The 15,340-nt window shown below is 67.6% G+C and carries 17 protein-coding genes; 12 read left to right on the forward strand and 5 right to left on the reverse strand.

Features of this window, described 5'->3' with window-relative positions:
• The first annotated feature begins 94 nt into the window (after positions 1 to 94).
• From E0H92_RS38340 to E0H92_RS38375, 8 genes are read left to right on the forward strand one after another with little or no spacing between them, the layout of a single operon-like run.
• A complete protein-coding gene (locus E0H92_RS38340) occupies positions 95 to 1,150 on the forward strand; it encodes a Gfo/Idh/MocA family protein (RefSeq protein WP_131499738.1) in 1,056 nt (351 codons plus the stop codon).
• Entirely contained in the window at positions 1,147 to 1,881 is a 735-nt protein-coding gene (locus tag E0H92_RS38345) for a hypothetical protein (protein WP_131499739.1), read from the forward strand. Before E0H92_RS38340 ends, E0H92_RS38345 begins: the two co-directional genes overlap by 4 nt.
• Positions 1,878 to 3,194: an ABC transporter substrate-binding protein gene (locus E0H92_RS38350; protein ID WP_131499740.1), complete on the forward strand. Its 1,317-nt coding sequence runs from the start codon at positions 1,878 to 1,880 to the stop codon at positions 3,192 to 3,194. Before E0H92_RS38345 ends, E0H92_RS38350 begins: the two co-directional genes overlap by 4 nt.
• The gene (locus tag E0H92_RS38355; RefSeq protein ID WP_131499741.1) at positions 3,191 to 4,114 is read left to right on the forward strand and encodes a carbohydrate ABC transporter permease; all 924 of its coding nucleotides are present in this window, start codon (positions 3,191 to 3,193) and stop codon (positions 4,112 to 4,114) included. Before E0H92_RS38350 ends, E0H92_RS38355 begins: the two co-directional genes overlap by 4 nt.
• Positions 4,111 to 4,935 (forward strand): carbohydrate ABC transporter permease, encoded by an 825-nt coding sequence (locus E0H92_RS38360; RefSeq protein ID WP_131499742.1) that lies wholly within the window; start codon positions 4,111 to 4,113, stop codon positions 4,933 to 4,935. The genes E0H92_RS38355 and E0H92_RS38360 overlap by 4 nt, the downstream gene beginning before the upstream one ends.
• Before the next feature lie 11 nt (positions 4,936 to 4,946).
• Positions 4,947 to 5,771 (forward strand): 3-keto-disaccharide hydrolase, encoded by an 825-nt coding sequence (locus E0H92_RS38365; RefSeq protein WP_131499743.1) that lies wholly within the window; start codon positions 4,947 to 4,949, stop codon positions 5,769 to 5,771.
• Between the two features lie 29 nt (positions 5,772 to 5,800).
• Positions 5,801 to 6,676 carry a sugar phosphate isomerase/epimerase family protein gene (locus E0H92_RS38370; protein ID WP_165550226.1) on the forward strand — a complete coding sequence of 292 codons (876 nt, stop codon included), beginning with the start codon at positions 5,801 to 5,803 and terminating at the stop codon, positions 6,674 to 6,676.
• 53 nt (positions 6,677 to 6,729) lie between these two features.
• Positions 6,730 to 7,662: an aldo/keto reductase gene (locus E0H92_RS38375; protein WP_131499745.1), complete on the forward strand. Its 933-nt coding sequence runs from the start codon at positions 6,730 to 6,732 to the stop codon at positions 7,660 to 7,662.
• A 1-nt stretch (position 7,663) separates the two neighbouring features.
• Here E0H92_RS38375 and E0H92_RS38380 read toward each other — a convergent pair whose 3' ends face one another.
• Genes E0H92_RS38380 through E0H92_RS38390 form a run of 3 tightly spaced genes read right to left on the reverse strand, consistent with a single transcriptional unit; the run spans position 7,664 to position 10,675 of the window.
• Positions 7,664 to 8,938, reverse strand: a complete 1,275-nt coding sequence (locus E0H92_RS38380; RefSeq protein ID WP_131499746.1) for an ABC transporter substrate-binding protein — start codon at positions 8,936 to 8,938, stop codon at positions 7,664 to 7,666.
• A 25-nt stretch (positions 8,939 to 8,963) separates the two neighbouring features.
• Positions 8,964 to 9,785, reverse strand: a complete 822-nt coding sequence (locus E0H92_RS38385) for a carbohydrate ABC transporter permease (protein WP_131499747.1) — start codon at positions 9,783 to 9,785, stop codon at positions 8,964 to 8,966.
• Positions 9,782 to 10,675 (reverse strand): carbohydrate ABC transporter permease, encoded by an 894-nt coding sequence (locus tag E0H92_RS38390; RefSeq protein WP_202874035.1) that lies wholly within the window; start codon positions 10,673 to 10,675, stop codon positions 9,782 to 9,784. The genes E0H92_RS38385 and E0H92_RS38390 overlap by 4 nt, the downstream gene beginning before the upstream one ends.
• Positions 10,676 to 10,834: 159 nt before the next feature.
• Here E0H92_RS38390 and E0H92_RS38395 point away from each other — a divergent pair, with 159 nt between their 5' ends.
• The 3 genes from E0H92_RS38395 to crcB all read left to right on the forward strand — a co-directional run bounded on the left by E0H92_RS38395 (position 10,835) and on the right by crcB (position 12,887).
• On the forward strand, positions 10,835 to 11,872 hold the full coding sequence (locus E0H92_RS38395) for a LacI family DNA-binding transcriptional regulator (protein WP_131499748.1): 1,038 nt from the start codon (positions 10,835 to 10,837) through the stop codon (positions 11,870 to 11,872).
• Between the two features lie 179 nt (positions 11,873 to 12,051).
• The gene (locus E0H92_RS38400; RefSeq protein WP_202874036.1) at positions 12,052 to 12,519 is read left to right on the forward strand and encodes a fluoride efflux transporter FluC; all 468 of its coding nucleotides are present in this window, start codon (positions 12,052 to 12,054) and stop codon (positions 12,517 to 12,519) included.
• Complete coding sequence (gene crcB, locus E0H92_RS38405) at positions 12,516 to 12,887, forward strand: fluoride efflux transporter CrcB (protein WP_131499749.1); 372 nt, start codon at positions 12,516 to 12,518, stop codon at positions 12,885 to 12,887. The genes E0H92_RS38400 and crcB overlap by 4 nt, the downstream gene beginning before the upstream one ends.
• Here the strand turns inward: crcB and E0H92_RS38410 are convergent, their stop codons facing one another.
• Positions 12,888 to 13,457 carry a putative glycolipid-binding domain-containing protein gene (locus tag E0H92_RS38410; RefSeq protein ID WP_131499750.1) on the reverse strand — a complete coding sequence of 190 codons (570 nt, stop codon included), beginning with the start codon at positions 13,455 to 13,457 and terminating at the stop codon, positions 12,888 to 12,890.
• 9 nt (positions 13,458 to 13,466) lie between these two features.
• Positions 13,467 to 14,039 carry a hypothetical protein gene (locus E0H92_RS38415; RefSeq protein WP_131499751.1) on the reverse strand — a complete coding sequence of 191 codons (573 nt, stop codon included), beginning with the start codon at positions 14,037 to 14,039 and terminating at the stop codon, positions 13,467 to 13,469.
• An 86-nt stretch (positions 14,040 to 14,125) separates the two neighbouring features.
• Between E0H92_RS38415 and E0H92_RS38420 the strand changes: the two genes are divergently transcribed.
• Complete coding sequence (locus E0H92_RS38420) at positions 14,126 to 15,340, forward strand: MFS transporter (RefSeq protein WP_131499752.1); 1,215 nt, start codon at positions 14,126 to 14,128, stop codon at positions 15,338 to 15,340.

Here is a 15,340-nt window from a genome sequence, read left to right on the forward strand (position 1 = left end):
AAGTCACCGAACTCTTGACGAAACCTTACCAGGCGTTTACGTTTGCCGAAATCTGAACGACTGATCTGGTTTCGCCCCTGGTGAGGAGCCACGTATGCAGTCCACTCTCGGTGTCGGTTTCCTGGGTTCCGGCCCGGTGACGCAGGCGATCCACCTGCCGACCCTGGCCCGGCTCACCGACCACTTCACCGTCCGTCATCTCAATGACGTCGACGCCGGTGTGGCGGCGGCCGTCGCGCAGCCCGCGGGTACGGCGTACTCGACTTCGCTCGACGCGCTCCTCGGCGATCCGCTGGTCGACGTGGTGGCGATCTGCAGTCCGCACGGATTCCACGCAGAGCAGGTGATCGCCGCCTGCCGGTCCGGGAAGAAGGCGGTGCTCTGTGAGAAGCCGCTGGCGATGTCCGCGGACGAGGCCGCCGCGATCGCCACCGCCTCGGCGGAGACCGGCGTACCCGTCCTGGTCGGCTCGATGCACGTCTACGATCCGGGCTGGCGCGCCGCGGTCGCGCACTGGGGCGACCTCCCGGCCACCTGCCACACGATCCGGTCGTCGGTCGTCCTTCCACCGAACGCGCGGTTCGAGGACCTGGCGACCGAGGTCACCAGTCGCCCCGCCTTTCCGGCCATGGACCTGTCCGACGTGGGCATCCGCGCGGGCCTGGTGCACGCCGGCGTGATGGGGCTGGCGGTCCACGACCTGCCGTTGATCCGAACCCTGCTTCCTCGGTACGGCGACCTCCGCGTGATCAGCGCGACGCTGCTGACGCCGTTCGGCTACCGGATCCTGATGGTTGCCGGTGGCAAATTTGTGGAGCTGCATGCGGTGATGTCCCAGACCTGGCAGCCGCGCTGGGTGCTCGAGGCGTACGCCGACGACCAGGTGCTGCACACCGAGTTCACGCCGTCGTACGTGCATGCGGGCTCGGCCGTCAGCACCCTGACGACTGCCGAGACGGCACAGGTGTTCGGGCCTCGCGAGACCAACGGTTACGAGGCAGAGTGGCTCGAGCTCGCGGCCGTCGTGCGCGGAGAGGTGTCGCCGCCCGACCTCGACGGGCTGGTCGACGACCTCCGGTTCACGGTCGCGGTGGCCGACGCCGCGGCCGAGGCGGTCCGCTCGGCCGACCGGACGGAGGCCGCCGCATGAGCGTGACCGCCGCCCTCGCGACGCTACCGCTGTCCTTCCCGGAGCCCGGGCACGTGAGTGTCGTCGACGGTGCCGGCGAATGGCCGGCAGAAGTCCGGCGCGCGCTGGACTCAGGTACGGACGCCGTTGTCGTCGTCGACCCCGGGCCGGCCGAGTTCGCCGACCTGCTGACGGCGCCAGTCATCGTCGATTCGCCGTGGGCCTCGAACCCGGTGATCGGTCTCGCCACGCCGAGGTTCCGTGCTGCCGAAGGCAACCGCATCGAGTGCCGGATCATCGTGGCACCCGATGCCGATCTCACTCGCGCTCTGCTGGCCGAGCTGTCACTGATCCGCGCGCTCCGCGGCCCGGTTCGGCGGCTGACCGTTCAGCATCGATCGGTTCATGCGCTGCATGCCGAGGGGTCGACCGAGGACGGCGTCAGAGTCGACTTCAGCATCGTCTGCACCTCCGCCGTGCCCACCTCGGCCTGCGTTCGTCTGCTGACCTCCGACGGAAGCGTCGAGCTTCAGATTCCGTCCGGCGACACGGCACAGCCCGCCCGCCTGATCACGGTCGGACCCGACGGCGCGGTACTCGCACCAACCAGCTACGAGACCGGCCATCGCGCGACGCTGCGGCGTCTGCACGACACCGCTCCGGCCGATCGATCCACCGATCTGAATCACCTCTACGACGACGTGCAGGTGACGTTGGCCGCCCTGGCGGCCGCGGAAGGAGCGCAGTCATGAATCCAGTCATGAATCAAGGAAGGGTCACCCGTCGGGGGTTCCTGGGACTCGCCGGTGTAGCCGCTCTGAGCGCGTGCAACGTGTCCGGCAACAGCGGCGCGAGCAAGGCCGGCGACGCGTCCGGGGAGCTCAAGTTCTGGGACATGCCGTGGGGAGCACCGACGTACAACACGCTGGGCAAGCAGCTCGTGTCCGGGTACGCGCCGGCGCAGGGGTTCGGCAAGGCGTCGTACCAGATCATCCAGTGGAACGGCTTCTACCAGACCTTCTCGTCGGCGATCGCCTCGAAGACCGGTCCCGCGGTCAGCTCCGGCGCCGGGTTCCAGGCGTTCCAGTTCGCCGAGCAGGGCGCGATCGCGTACGCCGACAACTTCGTCGAGGCGATGAAGAAGGACGGGATGTACGACGACTTCCTGCCCGGCGTGCTGGACACGATGAAGACCGACAAGGGCTACGTCGCCGTACCGTGGCAGACCGACGTCCGGCCGCTCTGGTACAACAAGGCGCTGCTCGACCAGGCCGGTACGAAGATCCCGACCACCTGGGACGAACTGCTCACCGCCGGTCAGGCGCTGAAGAAGATCGGGGTCTCCGGTTTCGCCACCGGATCCGGGGCGGACAACAACCTCGGCGCGCACACGATGGTCGCGATGATGGTCAACAACGGCGGCGGCCTCTTCGACCCGGACGGCAAGCCGGACTGCGTCACCGACGCCAACATCGAGGCGATGACCTTCGTCCAGCAGCTCGCCGGCGAAGGCATCATCGACAAGGGCGCGGTGTCCTACACGATCGAGAACCTGCGCACCCAGTGGGACAGCGGGAAGGCCGGTCTCGGCATCCACTCCCCCGGCCTCGCGGCCCAGGCGCCCAAGACCGGCAAGAACCTGTTCGTCGCGAGTCCGCTGAAGAGCCCGAGCGGCACGATCGCCGGGTTGTACTTCGTCAACAATCTGATGATGTACACGAACACGCCGTCGCAGGAGGCCTCGGAGGCGTTCCTCACGTACTACTTCGGCCAGATCCACAAGTACTGGGAGAGCCCGGTCGGCGTGGCCGTGCCGGTGCTGAAGTCGATCGCGAGTGCGGACTACTACACCAAGGACCCGAACCAGGTCGCGATCGTCGAGAAGTGGATCCCGGTCTGCAAGACCTACGCCGCGAAGAAGACGGCGTCGTTCGCAGCGCTGGCCGCGGTCGACGGTGGTCAGGCGCTCGCGAAGTTCGCCCAGACCATGCTGCAGGGTCAGACCGACCCCAAGACCGCGCTCACGACGTTGCAGCGCGGGCTCGAGGGAGTCGTCAAACGATGACCACGGAGTCGATCCCGCGAGCCTCGAGTTCGGTGGCGCCGGGGCGCGGCTTCCGGTTGAGCCGTACGGCGGTCACGATGAGCATGCTGGTCGCCCCGTGCGTCGTGCTCCTGCTGCTGATCAACGCCTACCCCCTCGTGGTCGCGGCGTCGCAGTCGGTGCGCGACGGCACGCTGATCGTCGCCGGGAATTTCGTTGGCCTCGGCAACTATGCGGACGTGCTGACCAGCCCTCGGTTCTGGAGCGCCGCCCGGTTCACGCTGGTCTTCACCGTTGTCGGTGTCTTCGGCAGCTGGCTGGCCGGCCTGGGTCTGGCGCTCCTGCTGCGCACGAAGATCCCCGGCCGGGCGGCGTTCAAGGTGCTGCTGATGCTGCCCTGGGTCGTGCCGATCGTCGTGTCCTCCACCGCCTGGAACTGGCTGGTCGCGACACCGACCAGCCCGATCCCGTCGCTCGCCGCGCAGCTCGGTTTCGGCGAGGTCAACTTCCTCGCCGACCCCACGCTGGCGGCCGTGACGGTGTGCGTGTTCAAGGTGTGGGTCAGCTTCCCGTTCATGATGCTGATGACGTCGGCCGCGCTCGCCGCGGTCGACACCACGGTCTACGAGGCCGCCGGGATCGACGGCGCGTCACGACGGCAGCAGTTCGTCCACATCACGCTCCCGCTGATCTCGCGATCGACGTACATCAGCTGGATCCTGATGACGATCTTCTGCGTCAACGACTTCCCCACCATCTACCTGCTCACCGGTGGCGGGCCGGTCGACGCGACCTCCTCGCTGGTCGTGCTGGCGTACCGGACGGTCTTCCAGGACCTGCAGACCGGCCCCGGGGTGGCCATCGCCTTCCTGATGACCCTCGTTCTCGTGATCGTCTCCACCGCGCTCTACCGGCAGATCCGAAAGGTGGACATCGCATGAGCTCGATCGCCTCCCACGAGCCTGGCACCCGCGGCCAATGGTGGCGTTTCGCCGTCCTGGTCGTCATCACACTCGTCGTCCTGGTCCCGGTGCTGGCCACGCTCCTGCTGTCGCTGCGGCCGTCCGGGTCGGGTGGATTGTTGACACTCGACAATTTCCGCACCGTGTTCGCGAACACCGACGTCCGGATCTGGCTCGGCAACAGCCTCGGGGTCACGCTGGCCACCGTCCTGGTGTCGGTGATCGTCGCCGCGCCGGCCGGTTACGTCCTGTCCCGCGGGCGCAGCAAGGCGGTCTCGGGTCTGTCGCTGCTGCTGTTCGTGATCCAGTCGTTGCCGGTCATCACCGCGATCATCCCGCTGTTCGTGCTGTTCGCCCGGCTGGGGCTCACCGACAACCTGATCGGCCTGGTGATCGTGTACGTCGGCAGCACGATGTCGGTGGCGACCTGGATGATGGCGGCATACTTCGACTCGATCCCGCACGCCCTCGAAGAAGCGGCCTGGGTCGACGGCTGCTCGGTGTTCGGGTCCTTCGTGAAGATCGTGCTGCGGAACTCGCTGCCCGGCGTCCTGTCGACCGCGATCTTCGCGTTCCTGCTCGCCTGGAACGACTACCTGGTCGCGCTCGTCTTCCTGCGCTCGAGCTCGATCTTCACCCTCCCGATCGGCTTGCAGACCTTCTTCCAGCAGAACGCCGTCGACTGGGGCGCCGTGATGTCCCTGTCCGTCGTCATGCTGTTGCCACCAGCAATCATCTTCGCGGCCCTGAACAAGTACTTCAGCATCGGCGGCATCGGCGGCGCCCTCGCCGGCCGGTGAGAAAGGACCCCATGAACGGCTTCGTCGACCTCTTCGACGGCAAGACCCTCAACGGCTGGTACGCCGTACCACGCACCTACGACACGATGTGGCCCGGCGGACCGGCCGTCCGCGACCTCGTCCCGGACTACGAGGAACAAGCCGCCGCGCACCCCGCCCGCTGGGAGGTGGTCGACGGCGCGATCGAAGGCTTCCAGGACCCGTCGACGCCCGGGTACGGCGGATACCTGGTCACCGAGCAGGCCTTCGGCGACTTCGAGCTGGTGCTGGAGACGAAGCCGGACTGGCCCGCGGACACCGGCGTGATGGTCAGGCGCCGTCCGGACACCTGGGCCGGCTTCCAGGTGCTCGTCGACCACCGCAGGTCGGGATCCATCGGCGGGTTCTTCGGCAACGGCACCGGCGGATTCCACGCCGTACCGTACGTCCTCGACGCCGAACTCGATGCCGACGGCAACGTCACTGCCCTCCGCATCGAAGACCCCACCACCTCCACTGAACCGATGACACCCGACAAGCCCGCCCTGCTCACCCGGCGCGGCGACCCACAGGAGTTCCTGGACAGCTGGCGACCCGCCGGCTGGAACCATCTCCGCATCCGTTGTGTCGGCGCGCAACCGACCATCACCACCTGGGTCAACGACGTGTTCGTCGCAGAGATCGACCTCGCCACGATGGAACATCCGCGGTACGACGCCGACGCCGTCGCTCACGCACTGGGTCGAAGCGGCCACATCGCCCTGGAGGTCCACGACAACGACCCGCGCTTCGGCGAGGCCCGCTGGGGCCGCGGCGCCCGCTGCCGCTGGCGCAACCTCGCCCTCAAGCAACTCTGAACCGCACCCTCTTCCAAAGGAGCCAACTCGTGACAAAGTTCCGTGTCGGTCTGAACCCCCTCCCCTGGGTCCTGACTCCCGCAGGCTTCGATCTCAGCGTCCCGATCCTGCAGGGCGCCTTCGCCGAGATCGCGACCACCCCGTTCCGCGGCATTCACGCGGACCCGCCCGCCGGTCTCGACGCCGCCGGCTACCGCGCCCTGCTGACGCAGCACGGCCTGACGCCCGCCCCCGGCTACTTCTCCGCCGACGCCACCGCACCTCCCGGCGAAGTCGCCGAAGCCGCGAAACGGCACGCCGCCGTCCAGGCCGAACTCGGCAACACCGAGGTTTTCCTGGCCACCGGACTCACCCCCGACCGCATCGCCCACCCAGCCATCGGGTACGGCGACCCGCACCTGCCGAAGGTCATCGACGTCATCGGCGCAACCGCCGAGGCGATCAAGGCCGAAGGCGTCACGCCTGCCCTGCATCCCCACGTCGGCAGCCCCATCGAGATCGAACCGGAGATCCGCGCGGTCCTCGACGCCGTCCCGTCATCGATCCTGTCCTTCGGCCCCGACACCGGGCATCTCGCCTGGGCCGGCACCACGCCGGCAACCCTCATGGCGGAGTACGCCGGCCGCATCGCCGCCGTCCATCTCAAGGACGTCCACCTCGACCAGGCCCAGGCCGCCAAGGACGCCGACGCGAACTACTTCGACGCCACCGTCCACAAACACACCGTCTGGACCGAACCCGGCCGCGGCGACGTCGACCTCCTGGCCGCCGTCGCCACCCTCCCGGACACCTTCGACGGCTGGCTGATCGTCGAAGTCGACGTACCAGAAGCCGAGACGAACCTGAAGTCCACCCAACTCTCCGCCCGGTGGATCACCAAGCACCTCGGCCCAGACGTATTCTGATCCGTCAGCCCGTGACGACGCGCTCGTATAGCGCCCCCGCGAAAGGATCTGCGATGCAGCGCGTTCCCCTCGGCAGCACCGGTCTGTCCGTCCCCAGCATCGTGCTCGGGCTGATGCGGATCGGGGACAAGACCGACGACGAGATCCGGACGCTGGTCGGTACCGCGCGGGCGGCCGGGATCGACTTCTTCGATCACGCGCCGGTGTACGGCGGTGCGATGCATCGGTCCGAGGAGCGTTTCGCCGAGGCGCTCCAGCTCACTGCGACCGAGCGCGCCGAGATCACGATCCAGACGAAGGCAGGCATCGATCCGGACGCCGGATACGACTCCTCCTACGAGCACCTCGTCGCGTCGGTCGACACCTCACTGCGAGCCCTGCGTACCGACTACGTCGACGTACTGCTCATCCACCGCCCCGACGCGCTCGTCGAGCCCGAGGAGGTCGCGCGCGCGTTCGACGACCTGCACACAGCCGGCAAGGTCCGCGCTTTCGGGGTCTCCAACCACACCCCGCTCCAGATCGAACTCCTGAAGACCGCCGTACAGCAGCCGCTCGTGGTCAACCAGCTGCAGCTGTCGATCACCCACGCACCGATCATCGCGCAGGGCGTCGCCGCGAACATGGCCGGCGTCGACCAGTCCGTCGTACTCGACGGCGGCGGCGTCCTCGACTACTGCCGGATCAACCGTGTCACGATCCAGGCCTGGTCGCCGTTCCAGGCGGGATTCTTCACCGGCACGTTCCTCGGCGCCGCGGAGTACCCCGAGCTGAATGCCGTGATCGACCGCCTCGCCGCGCAGTACGACGTACCGCCGATCGCGATCGCGACCGCCTGGATCACCAGGCATCCGGCGCAGATGCAGGTCGTCCTCGGAACGACCACCCCCGCACGCGTCGCCGGCGCCGCCCAAGGTTCCGACGTACCGCTGACGCGCGCGGAGTGGTACGAACTCTTCCGCGCCGCGGGCTACCGCGTGCCGTGACTCACGAGCTGGCCTTGTAGTCGGCGTCCATTGTCTTCAGCACCTTGTCCGGTGTCGACTGGCCGCTGAAGATCTCCTGGAGTCCGCTCAGCATCGTTTGCTGCACCTTGGGGTTGGGCCAGAGCTGGTCCATGAACGGCACGGTCTTGTTGTCGGTGATGTACTTCGAGAGCTCGGCCAGCGACGGGTCCGGGGTGAAGCCGGTGTCGGGAAGCGAGGGCAGGCCGCCCTGCTTCTTGACGAACAGGTTCATGCCCTCGGGTGACATGACGAAGTTGACGAACTTCAGCGCGAGGTCCTTGTTCTTGGCCTTGGCGTTGACTCCGTACCCGGCACCGGCCGCGGCCGGCATCACGAACTCGGCGGGGTTGTCGGTCGCGGGCAGCGTCTTCAGCGTGAACTTGCCGGCCGGGTTCTTCCCCTTCAGCAGGGCGATCACCCAGTTGCCCTGAATGATGCCGAGGGTCTTGCCGGTGGCGGCAAGTGTCTGGCTGGCCTCGTAGCTGGTGCCGAGCGGATTTTTCTGGAAGCAGCCGGCCTTGTCCATCTGCAGGTACTTGTCCATCGCGACCTTCCAGTTGGAGTCCGCGAACGTGGCCTGGCCGGCCTGCATCTTCTGGTCGAAGTCGCGATCCGGCCCGTAGACGGCGGTGGCGACGAGGGCGTACAGCACGATCTGGGTCACCCAATTGTCCTGGTTTCCCAGGGCGAACGCCGGCGTGCCTTTGCTCGCGGCCGCCTTGCAGAAGTTCAGCAGCTCGCTCCACGTCCCCGGCGCGGTCAGCCCGGCCTTCGTCAGGGCGTCCTCGTTGTAGACCGCGCCGATCCCGTTCTGCCCGAACACGCCGGTGTAGGTCTTCCCGTCGTACTGCGCGACGCTCTTCATTGCCGGGGGCAACTTGGCGGCCCAGGGCTGATCGGACAGGTCCATCAGGTATCCCGGCTTGGCGAGGACGTAGGTTGCTCCGGGGTTGCCGTTACCCGGCCACACCGTCATCACATCGGGCGCGGTGCCCGACGACAGCTGGGTACGGATCTGTTGCTGGTACTGATCGGCGCCGCTGGTGGTGAAGCGTACGTCGACACCGGGGTTGGCCGCCTCGAACGCCTTGACGACATCCTCGATCGAGCCTTGGTCGACCGAGGCCAGAGTCAGGACGCCCGATGGCGTGCTGCCGCTGCCGTTGTCACCCGCGTTCGTGCCACCGCTGCAGGCGGCGAGCAGACCCGCTGCCGCGACTGCGGCGATCAGGGCGGCCGGTTTGATGCTTCTCATGTTGTCTCCCGCAATGGTGTAGGTGTCAGCCCTTGAGTCCGCCGGCGAAGCCGTTGATGATGCTGCGCTGGAGTGCGAAGTAGACGGCCAGGATCGGCACGATGCTGATGGCCAGGGCGGCGAAGACCAGGTTCCAGTCCGTCACGTACTGGCCGACGAACCCGGCGATCGCGACCGGCATCGTCTGCTGCCCGCTGCCGCTCAAATACAGCAGCGGAGTGAAGAAGTCGTTCCAGACGGCCACGGCGTTCAGCACCAGGGCTGTCACGGTGATCGGCTTGAGCATCGGGAACACGACGTACCGGAAGCCTTGCGCCGGCGTGCAGCCGTCGATCAGAGCGGCGTCCTCGAAGTCGCGTGGCAGCGCGCGCAAGAAGCCGAGGTAGAGGAAGGTGGTGAACGGCACCTGAAGGCCCGAGTAGAACAGGATCAGCGCCCACGGCGTACCGAGCAGGCCCAGGTCGCGCATGGTCTGGTAGAGCGGCAACGCGGCCAGCTGGAACGGCAGCGCCAGGCCCAGCATGATCAGCAGGAACATCCCACGTGACCACCGAGCCGTTGCACGAGCCAGCGGGTAGGCGGCGAACGACGACACCGCCAGCACGATCACCACACTCGCAACAGTCACCAGGACGCTGTTGAGGAGTGCTCCGCCCAGCGCGCCCCGCTGCCACGCCTCGGCGAAGTTGTGCAGGGTCGGCGAGGTGGTCGGACGCAGCGGTGACGACGTGTCGGACGGCGCCCGGACCGCGAGGTTGACCAGCACGTACAGCGGGAACCCGACCGCCAGGGCGACTCCGATCATCACCAGTTCCAGGCCGAACGTCCGACGGCGGTACCGGATCACGAGGCGGCCCTCTCGTTCCTGGCCAGCACGACGTACTGGCTGGTGGAGGCGAAGGCGACGATGATCGTCAGCACGACCGCGAGCGCGATGCTGTAGCCGAACTCGCCCAACGTGAACGCGTCCTTGTAGATCAGCGTCGACAACGTGTCGGTGGCATGACCGGGACCGCCGCCGGTCAGCGCATAGACCTGGTCGAACAGCTTGATCCCGCCGATGATCGACAGCATCAGGTTGATGGTGAAGGCCGGCGCGAGCAGCGGACGGACGACCGACCAGAAGCGCCGTACCTGTCCGGCGCCGTCGATATCCGCGGCCTCGTAGATCTCCTTCGGGATGGACTGCAGGCCCGCCAGGAAGATCACCATCGAGTACCCGGCGAACTGCCACACGATGACCCCGACGATCGACCACAACGCCACACTGGGACTACCGAGCCAGTCCTGCTGCCAGCCGCTCAGCCCGACCGCGCCCAGCAGGCTGTTCACCGCGCCGTCCGGCCCCAGCAGATTGCGCCACAGGTACGCCGTGACGATCGGCGTGACGACCGCGGGCGCGAACAGGAACACCCGCAGCACGTTGCGGGACTTGATCGCACTGTTCACGCCCAGCGCCAGCAGCAGGCCGAACCCGTTCTGGATGATCGTGATCGACACCGCGATCAACAGCGTGTGCCAGATCGCCTGCAGTGCGTCCGGGTCCCGGAACATCGCGGCGAAGTTGTCCAGGCCGACGAAGGAGTACGCCGGATCGAGCCCGTCCCAGTCCGTGAAGGCGTAGTACACACCCCGCACGCTCGGAACCAGCACCACGAACGCGAACAGCACCATGGCCGGCAGCGCGAACCACCACGGCGGCGCGGTAGCCCGCTTGTCGGTCACTGCAGAGGTCACAACGGATCTCGCTTCCATGAAACGTTTCACAGCATTTGGGTAACGTTCCCCAAGAAGTTGTCCCGACTGTAGGGTCGGGTTCGGAAAGACGTCAAGAACTCAACGGTCTACGCTCTGGGTAACGTTTCTCAGCTGTGATCTGCGTGGGAGGATGCATCCATGGAGTCGCCGACACCGCCACGACGGGTCACCATCGTCGATGTCGCCCAGCACGCGCAGGTCTCGACGACCGCCGTCTCCAAGGTGCTGCGCAACGCCTACGGCGCCAGCCCGGCCATGCGCGCCAAGGTCCAGCAGGCCATCGACGAGCTCGGCTACCGGCCGTTCGCCGCGGCCCGCGGTCTGCGCGGACAGACCTACACCATCGGCGTGATGCTCCCGGACATCCGCAACCCGTTCTTCCCCGAGATCGTCGACGGACTCACCGAAGCGCTCAGCACCACGCCGTACCAGGTCCTGCTCGGGCCGGGCGGTTGCAACAACGAGCCCGCGGAGGCGCGGGTCACCGAGGCGATGATCGATCGCGGGATGGACGCGCTCGTCCTGGTCGCACCGGTGTCGCCGCGCACGCATCTCGAGCACGTCGCGCGGACCGTGCCCACGGTCGTGGTCGGCCGGCACGGGCATTCGCCCGCGTACGACAGCGTTTCCGACGACGACCTCGCGGGCGCCGCCCTCGTCGTCGATCACCTCGTGGGCCTCGGGCACCGCCGGATCACCCATATCGAGCACGCCGAGACCGACCCCGACCGCCTGGCCGAGATGCCCAACGCCATCCGGGCCGAGGGCTACAAACGGGCGATGCAGGCCCACGGCCTGGCCGACGAGATCGACATCGTGTCCACGACGTACACCCAGGAAGGCGGCTATCTCGGCGCGCGACAGCTCCTCGCCCGGCCGCAACTGCCCACAGCCGTCTTCGCCGGCGCCGACGTGGTCGCGATGGGCGTCCTCGAGGCCTTCACCGAAGCCGGCGTCTCGGTCCCGGACGATGTGTCCCTCGCCGGCTACGACAACACCACCTTCGCGGCGCTCGGACCCGTATCACTCACGAGCGTCGACCAAGCCGGACACCAGATCGGAGCCGAAGCCGCACGCCTGCTGCTGGACCGCATCGCAGACCGCACCAAGCCGTCGGTCCGTCTCAACCTCTCCCCCACCCTCGTACCCCGCCGAACCACGGCGCGGCATGCCTGAGGTCGCTCCGCAGTTCCCGCCCAAGCTTCGTTCGATCTGGGCGGGGGCAGCTATGCTGTTCGGAGTTTGACCGGCGGTGGGGCTCGCCGGATCCAACTGTCGCCTTCGGCGGCCAACAGTCCCTACCTGAGGAACCTCGCGGCGCCGCGCCGCGAGGCCGTTCCAGGTAGGAGGTTGATGTGAATTCCTTGCCCAGGGGGCCGGTCGATTCTGATGTCGACCTGCGGGTCGACGGGCGGGCGCAGCGGGCGCACGACCCGGTGGTTCTCGGCGCTATCGCCGTGGGCGGTGCGATCGGGGCCGCCGCGAGGTACCTGGTCGGGCTCGGCTGGCCGACCCCGCCGGGCGGTTTCCCGATGAGCACGCTGGTCATCAACGTGGTGGGTTGCGGCCTGATCGGGATCCTGATGGTCGTGGTCACCGACGTTCTCCCCCGGCACCGGCTCCTCCGGCCGTTGCTCGGCACCGGCGTACTGGGTGGGTTCACCACGTTCTCGACGTACGCCGTCGACATCCAGCGGCTCGTCACCGGGGGGAACGCCGGGATCGCGTTGCTCTATCTCGCCGGGACCGTCGTCGGCGCGTTGCTCGCGGTCCGGGCGACCGTGAGCGCGACGCGGGCGCTGATCAGCTGGAGAACGCGATGACCCGGCTGTTGCTGGTGATCGCCGGCGGTCTGATCGGGGCGCCGCTGCGGTACGTCGCCGACCGCGCCGTGCAGGCCCGGCACGACTCGCTGTTCCCGTGGGGCACGTTCAGCGTGAACGTCGTGGGCTCGCTGATCCTGGGTTTCCTGGTCGGCGCGTCCTCCGCTCTACCGCACAACCTGCAGCTGGTCGTCGGCACCGGGTTCTGCGGAGCGCTGACGACGTACTCCACGTTCTCGTACGAGACGATCCGGCTGTACGAGGACCGCGCGCGGTTCCTCGCGGTCGCCAACGTCACCGCGAGCATCGTGGCCGGCCTGGGCAGTGTGTTCCTCGGAGCAGCCGTCAGCCAGGCGATCTGGAGCTGATCAGCGATCGCGGACAGCGATCCCCGGGTAGTCGAGCACCAGACCCGAAGCGTCGAACGTCAGCTCACACTCGAAGTCGAACGTCGCCGACTCGTAGTGGAACACGTGCCGGTCCTCGTCCGAGCTGATCAGCGTGTAGCGCTGCTCGAGCCGGATGACACTCAGATCGTCAGCCTGCACGAAAGCCGCCGGCACGTCGAACGTCGTACCGGGAACGAACGGGATCCGATGCACAGGCAACGTGTTCGTGACGGCCGACGACTCGAAGTCCACATCCCGACACCCATCGAGCTCCGGCCGCACAACACCATCCACGGTCCACCGATCCCCCGGCCCACGCTCCAGCACCACCTCACGCTCCCCCGCAACCGTCGAGCTCACCGCCACCACAGACTCCGTAGCCCAGTCACCCCCGGCAACAACCTCATACCCCACATACCAGCTCGCTTCCCCCTCCCGAGCCGCCGTACGCCCCCGCAACCGCCCGTCCCCCACAAACAACACCTCAAACCCAACCCGAGCACCCCCATGCGTCCAAGACCCGGCAGCAGGCAACGCACGCAGCTCCATACCGAGACCCTAACCGGCTGTCACGCGCAGCGCGTCGAAGACATCTCGCACGAAGTAGGTGTCCGCGAGCGCGTCGTGAATCGCGTACGCAGACTGATCCACCCCGACGGCCGCCGACATCTCGCCGACGTCCGCGGTCGGCGGCAGATTCGTCCGCCCCAGCAGTTGGCTGATCACACACACCAGCCGAAAGTCCCACGGCACATCCGCCGCGTCCGCCGCGACCAATCCGTTGAGCTGCATCAGGTACAGCACGTCGGTCGCGTCCATCCACGGCGCGGCCCCTACCCACAACGGCTGGTCGACGGTCAGCTCGACCATCAGTTCCGCAATCTCCCGACCGCTGCAAACCTGCTGCGCGACTCCGTTCAACGCCGGGTGCCGATGGAACCGGCTGATCTCCAGCGCCTGCTCGGTCGCGGACGCCAGGTCGAGCTCCTCCAGCCGGACGAACCGGTTGTACGCCGTCTCCCGGCCATCGTCCTCACGGCGGATGACTGCCAGCTGCCAGATCTGCCGGCCGCCCGGAAGCCAAGGTTCCCGGACGCTCGTGGTTTCCAGGTCTACGAAGAGGATCGGCATCCGGTCATCCAAGCAGTGGATGGCGCAATCGGCGAGTACGTCGTGACGGCTATCGTTGGTTGGTCGGGGTTTCTGTGGAGGGGTGGATGCTGGACCGGTCGGAGTCCGCTCTGGGGGTTGTGTTTCGGTCTCGGTTCTATCGGTCGGCGTTTTTGTCGTTGCTGGTGGCCGGGGTGGGGGTGTCGGCGGCTACGCCGCAGTTGACGTTGTTTCTGGTGCGGGAGTTGCAGACGCCGCTGCCGGTGGCCGGGCTGTATTACGTGACGAATTTGGCCGCGCCGCTCGCCGGGTTCCTGGTCGGGCGGTGGTCGGACCGGAGTCAGGATCGGCTGCTGTGGTTCCGGATCTGCTCGGTGGTCGGCGCGGTGGGATGGCTCGCGATGGCGGGGGCGACCGCGGTCTGGATGCCGTTCGTGATCAGCGCGCTGGCGTTGAGCGTCGCCGGCGGGTCGATGGCGCAACTGTTCGCGGCGTGCCGTGACGAGCTGAGCCGGCACCCGACCCGCGCCGAGAACCGGGTCGTCGCGACCGTCCGGATGGCATTCACGACGGGCTGGATTCTCGGTCCGGTGTTCGGCAGCTGGTTCGGCGGCGTCTTCGGGCTGCGAGCGCTACTGATCGCCACAGCTGTCTGCGTGTTCGCCCAAGTGATCCCGCTCGGCCGGCAGCGCGTCGAGCGGTACGACGGTCCGCGCACCGACACGCCCACACACCACGCAGCAGGGCGCCGGCGGATCGACCACATGATGCCGCTGCTGGTCTTCACCGCGGTGTGCGTGCTGGCGATGACCGGCGACACCATCAAGTTCGGCTATCTCCCGATCTACATGGCCGAGCAGCTGCATGTGTCGGACTCGCTGCGTGGCGTCGTCATCGGCATCCAGCCGCTCCTCGAACTGCTCCTGCTCCCGGTCGTCGCACGACTCGCCGACCGGTACGGCGCGATCCGCGCGATGACAGCGGGCGCCGTACTCGGCCTGGCCGGCAACCTCGCCTACGCACTCAGTACGTCGGTCGTCGGGCTGTTCGTCGGCCAGGCGCTGACGGCCGGGTTGTGGGCGTGCGTCGGCGCGCTCGGCGTCTCGATCGCCCAACGGCTCTACCCCGAAGGCGTCGGGATCGCGTCCGGAGTCTTCCTCGGCGCGATCCCGCTCGGTTCGGCCATCGGCGGCACCATCGGCGGCGTCGGCGTGGCCGCGATCGGCCTGCCGCACGTGTTCTTCATCCCGGCGGGCCTGACCAGCCTGGCGATCGTCGGTTTCGTCGTCCTCGGCAACCGTGAGAACCACCAGAGCCGCTAG

The organism is Kribbella speibonae (genome assembly GCF_004331375.1).
GTDB lineage: Bacteria > Actinomycetota > Actinomycetes > Propionibacteriales > Kribbellaceae > Kribbella > Kribbella sindirgiensis.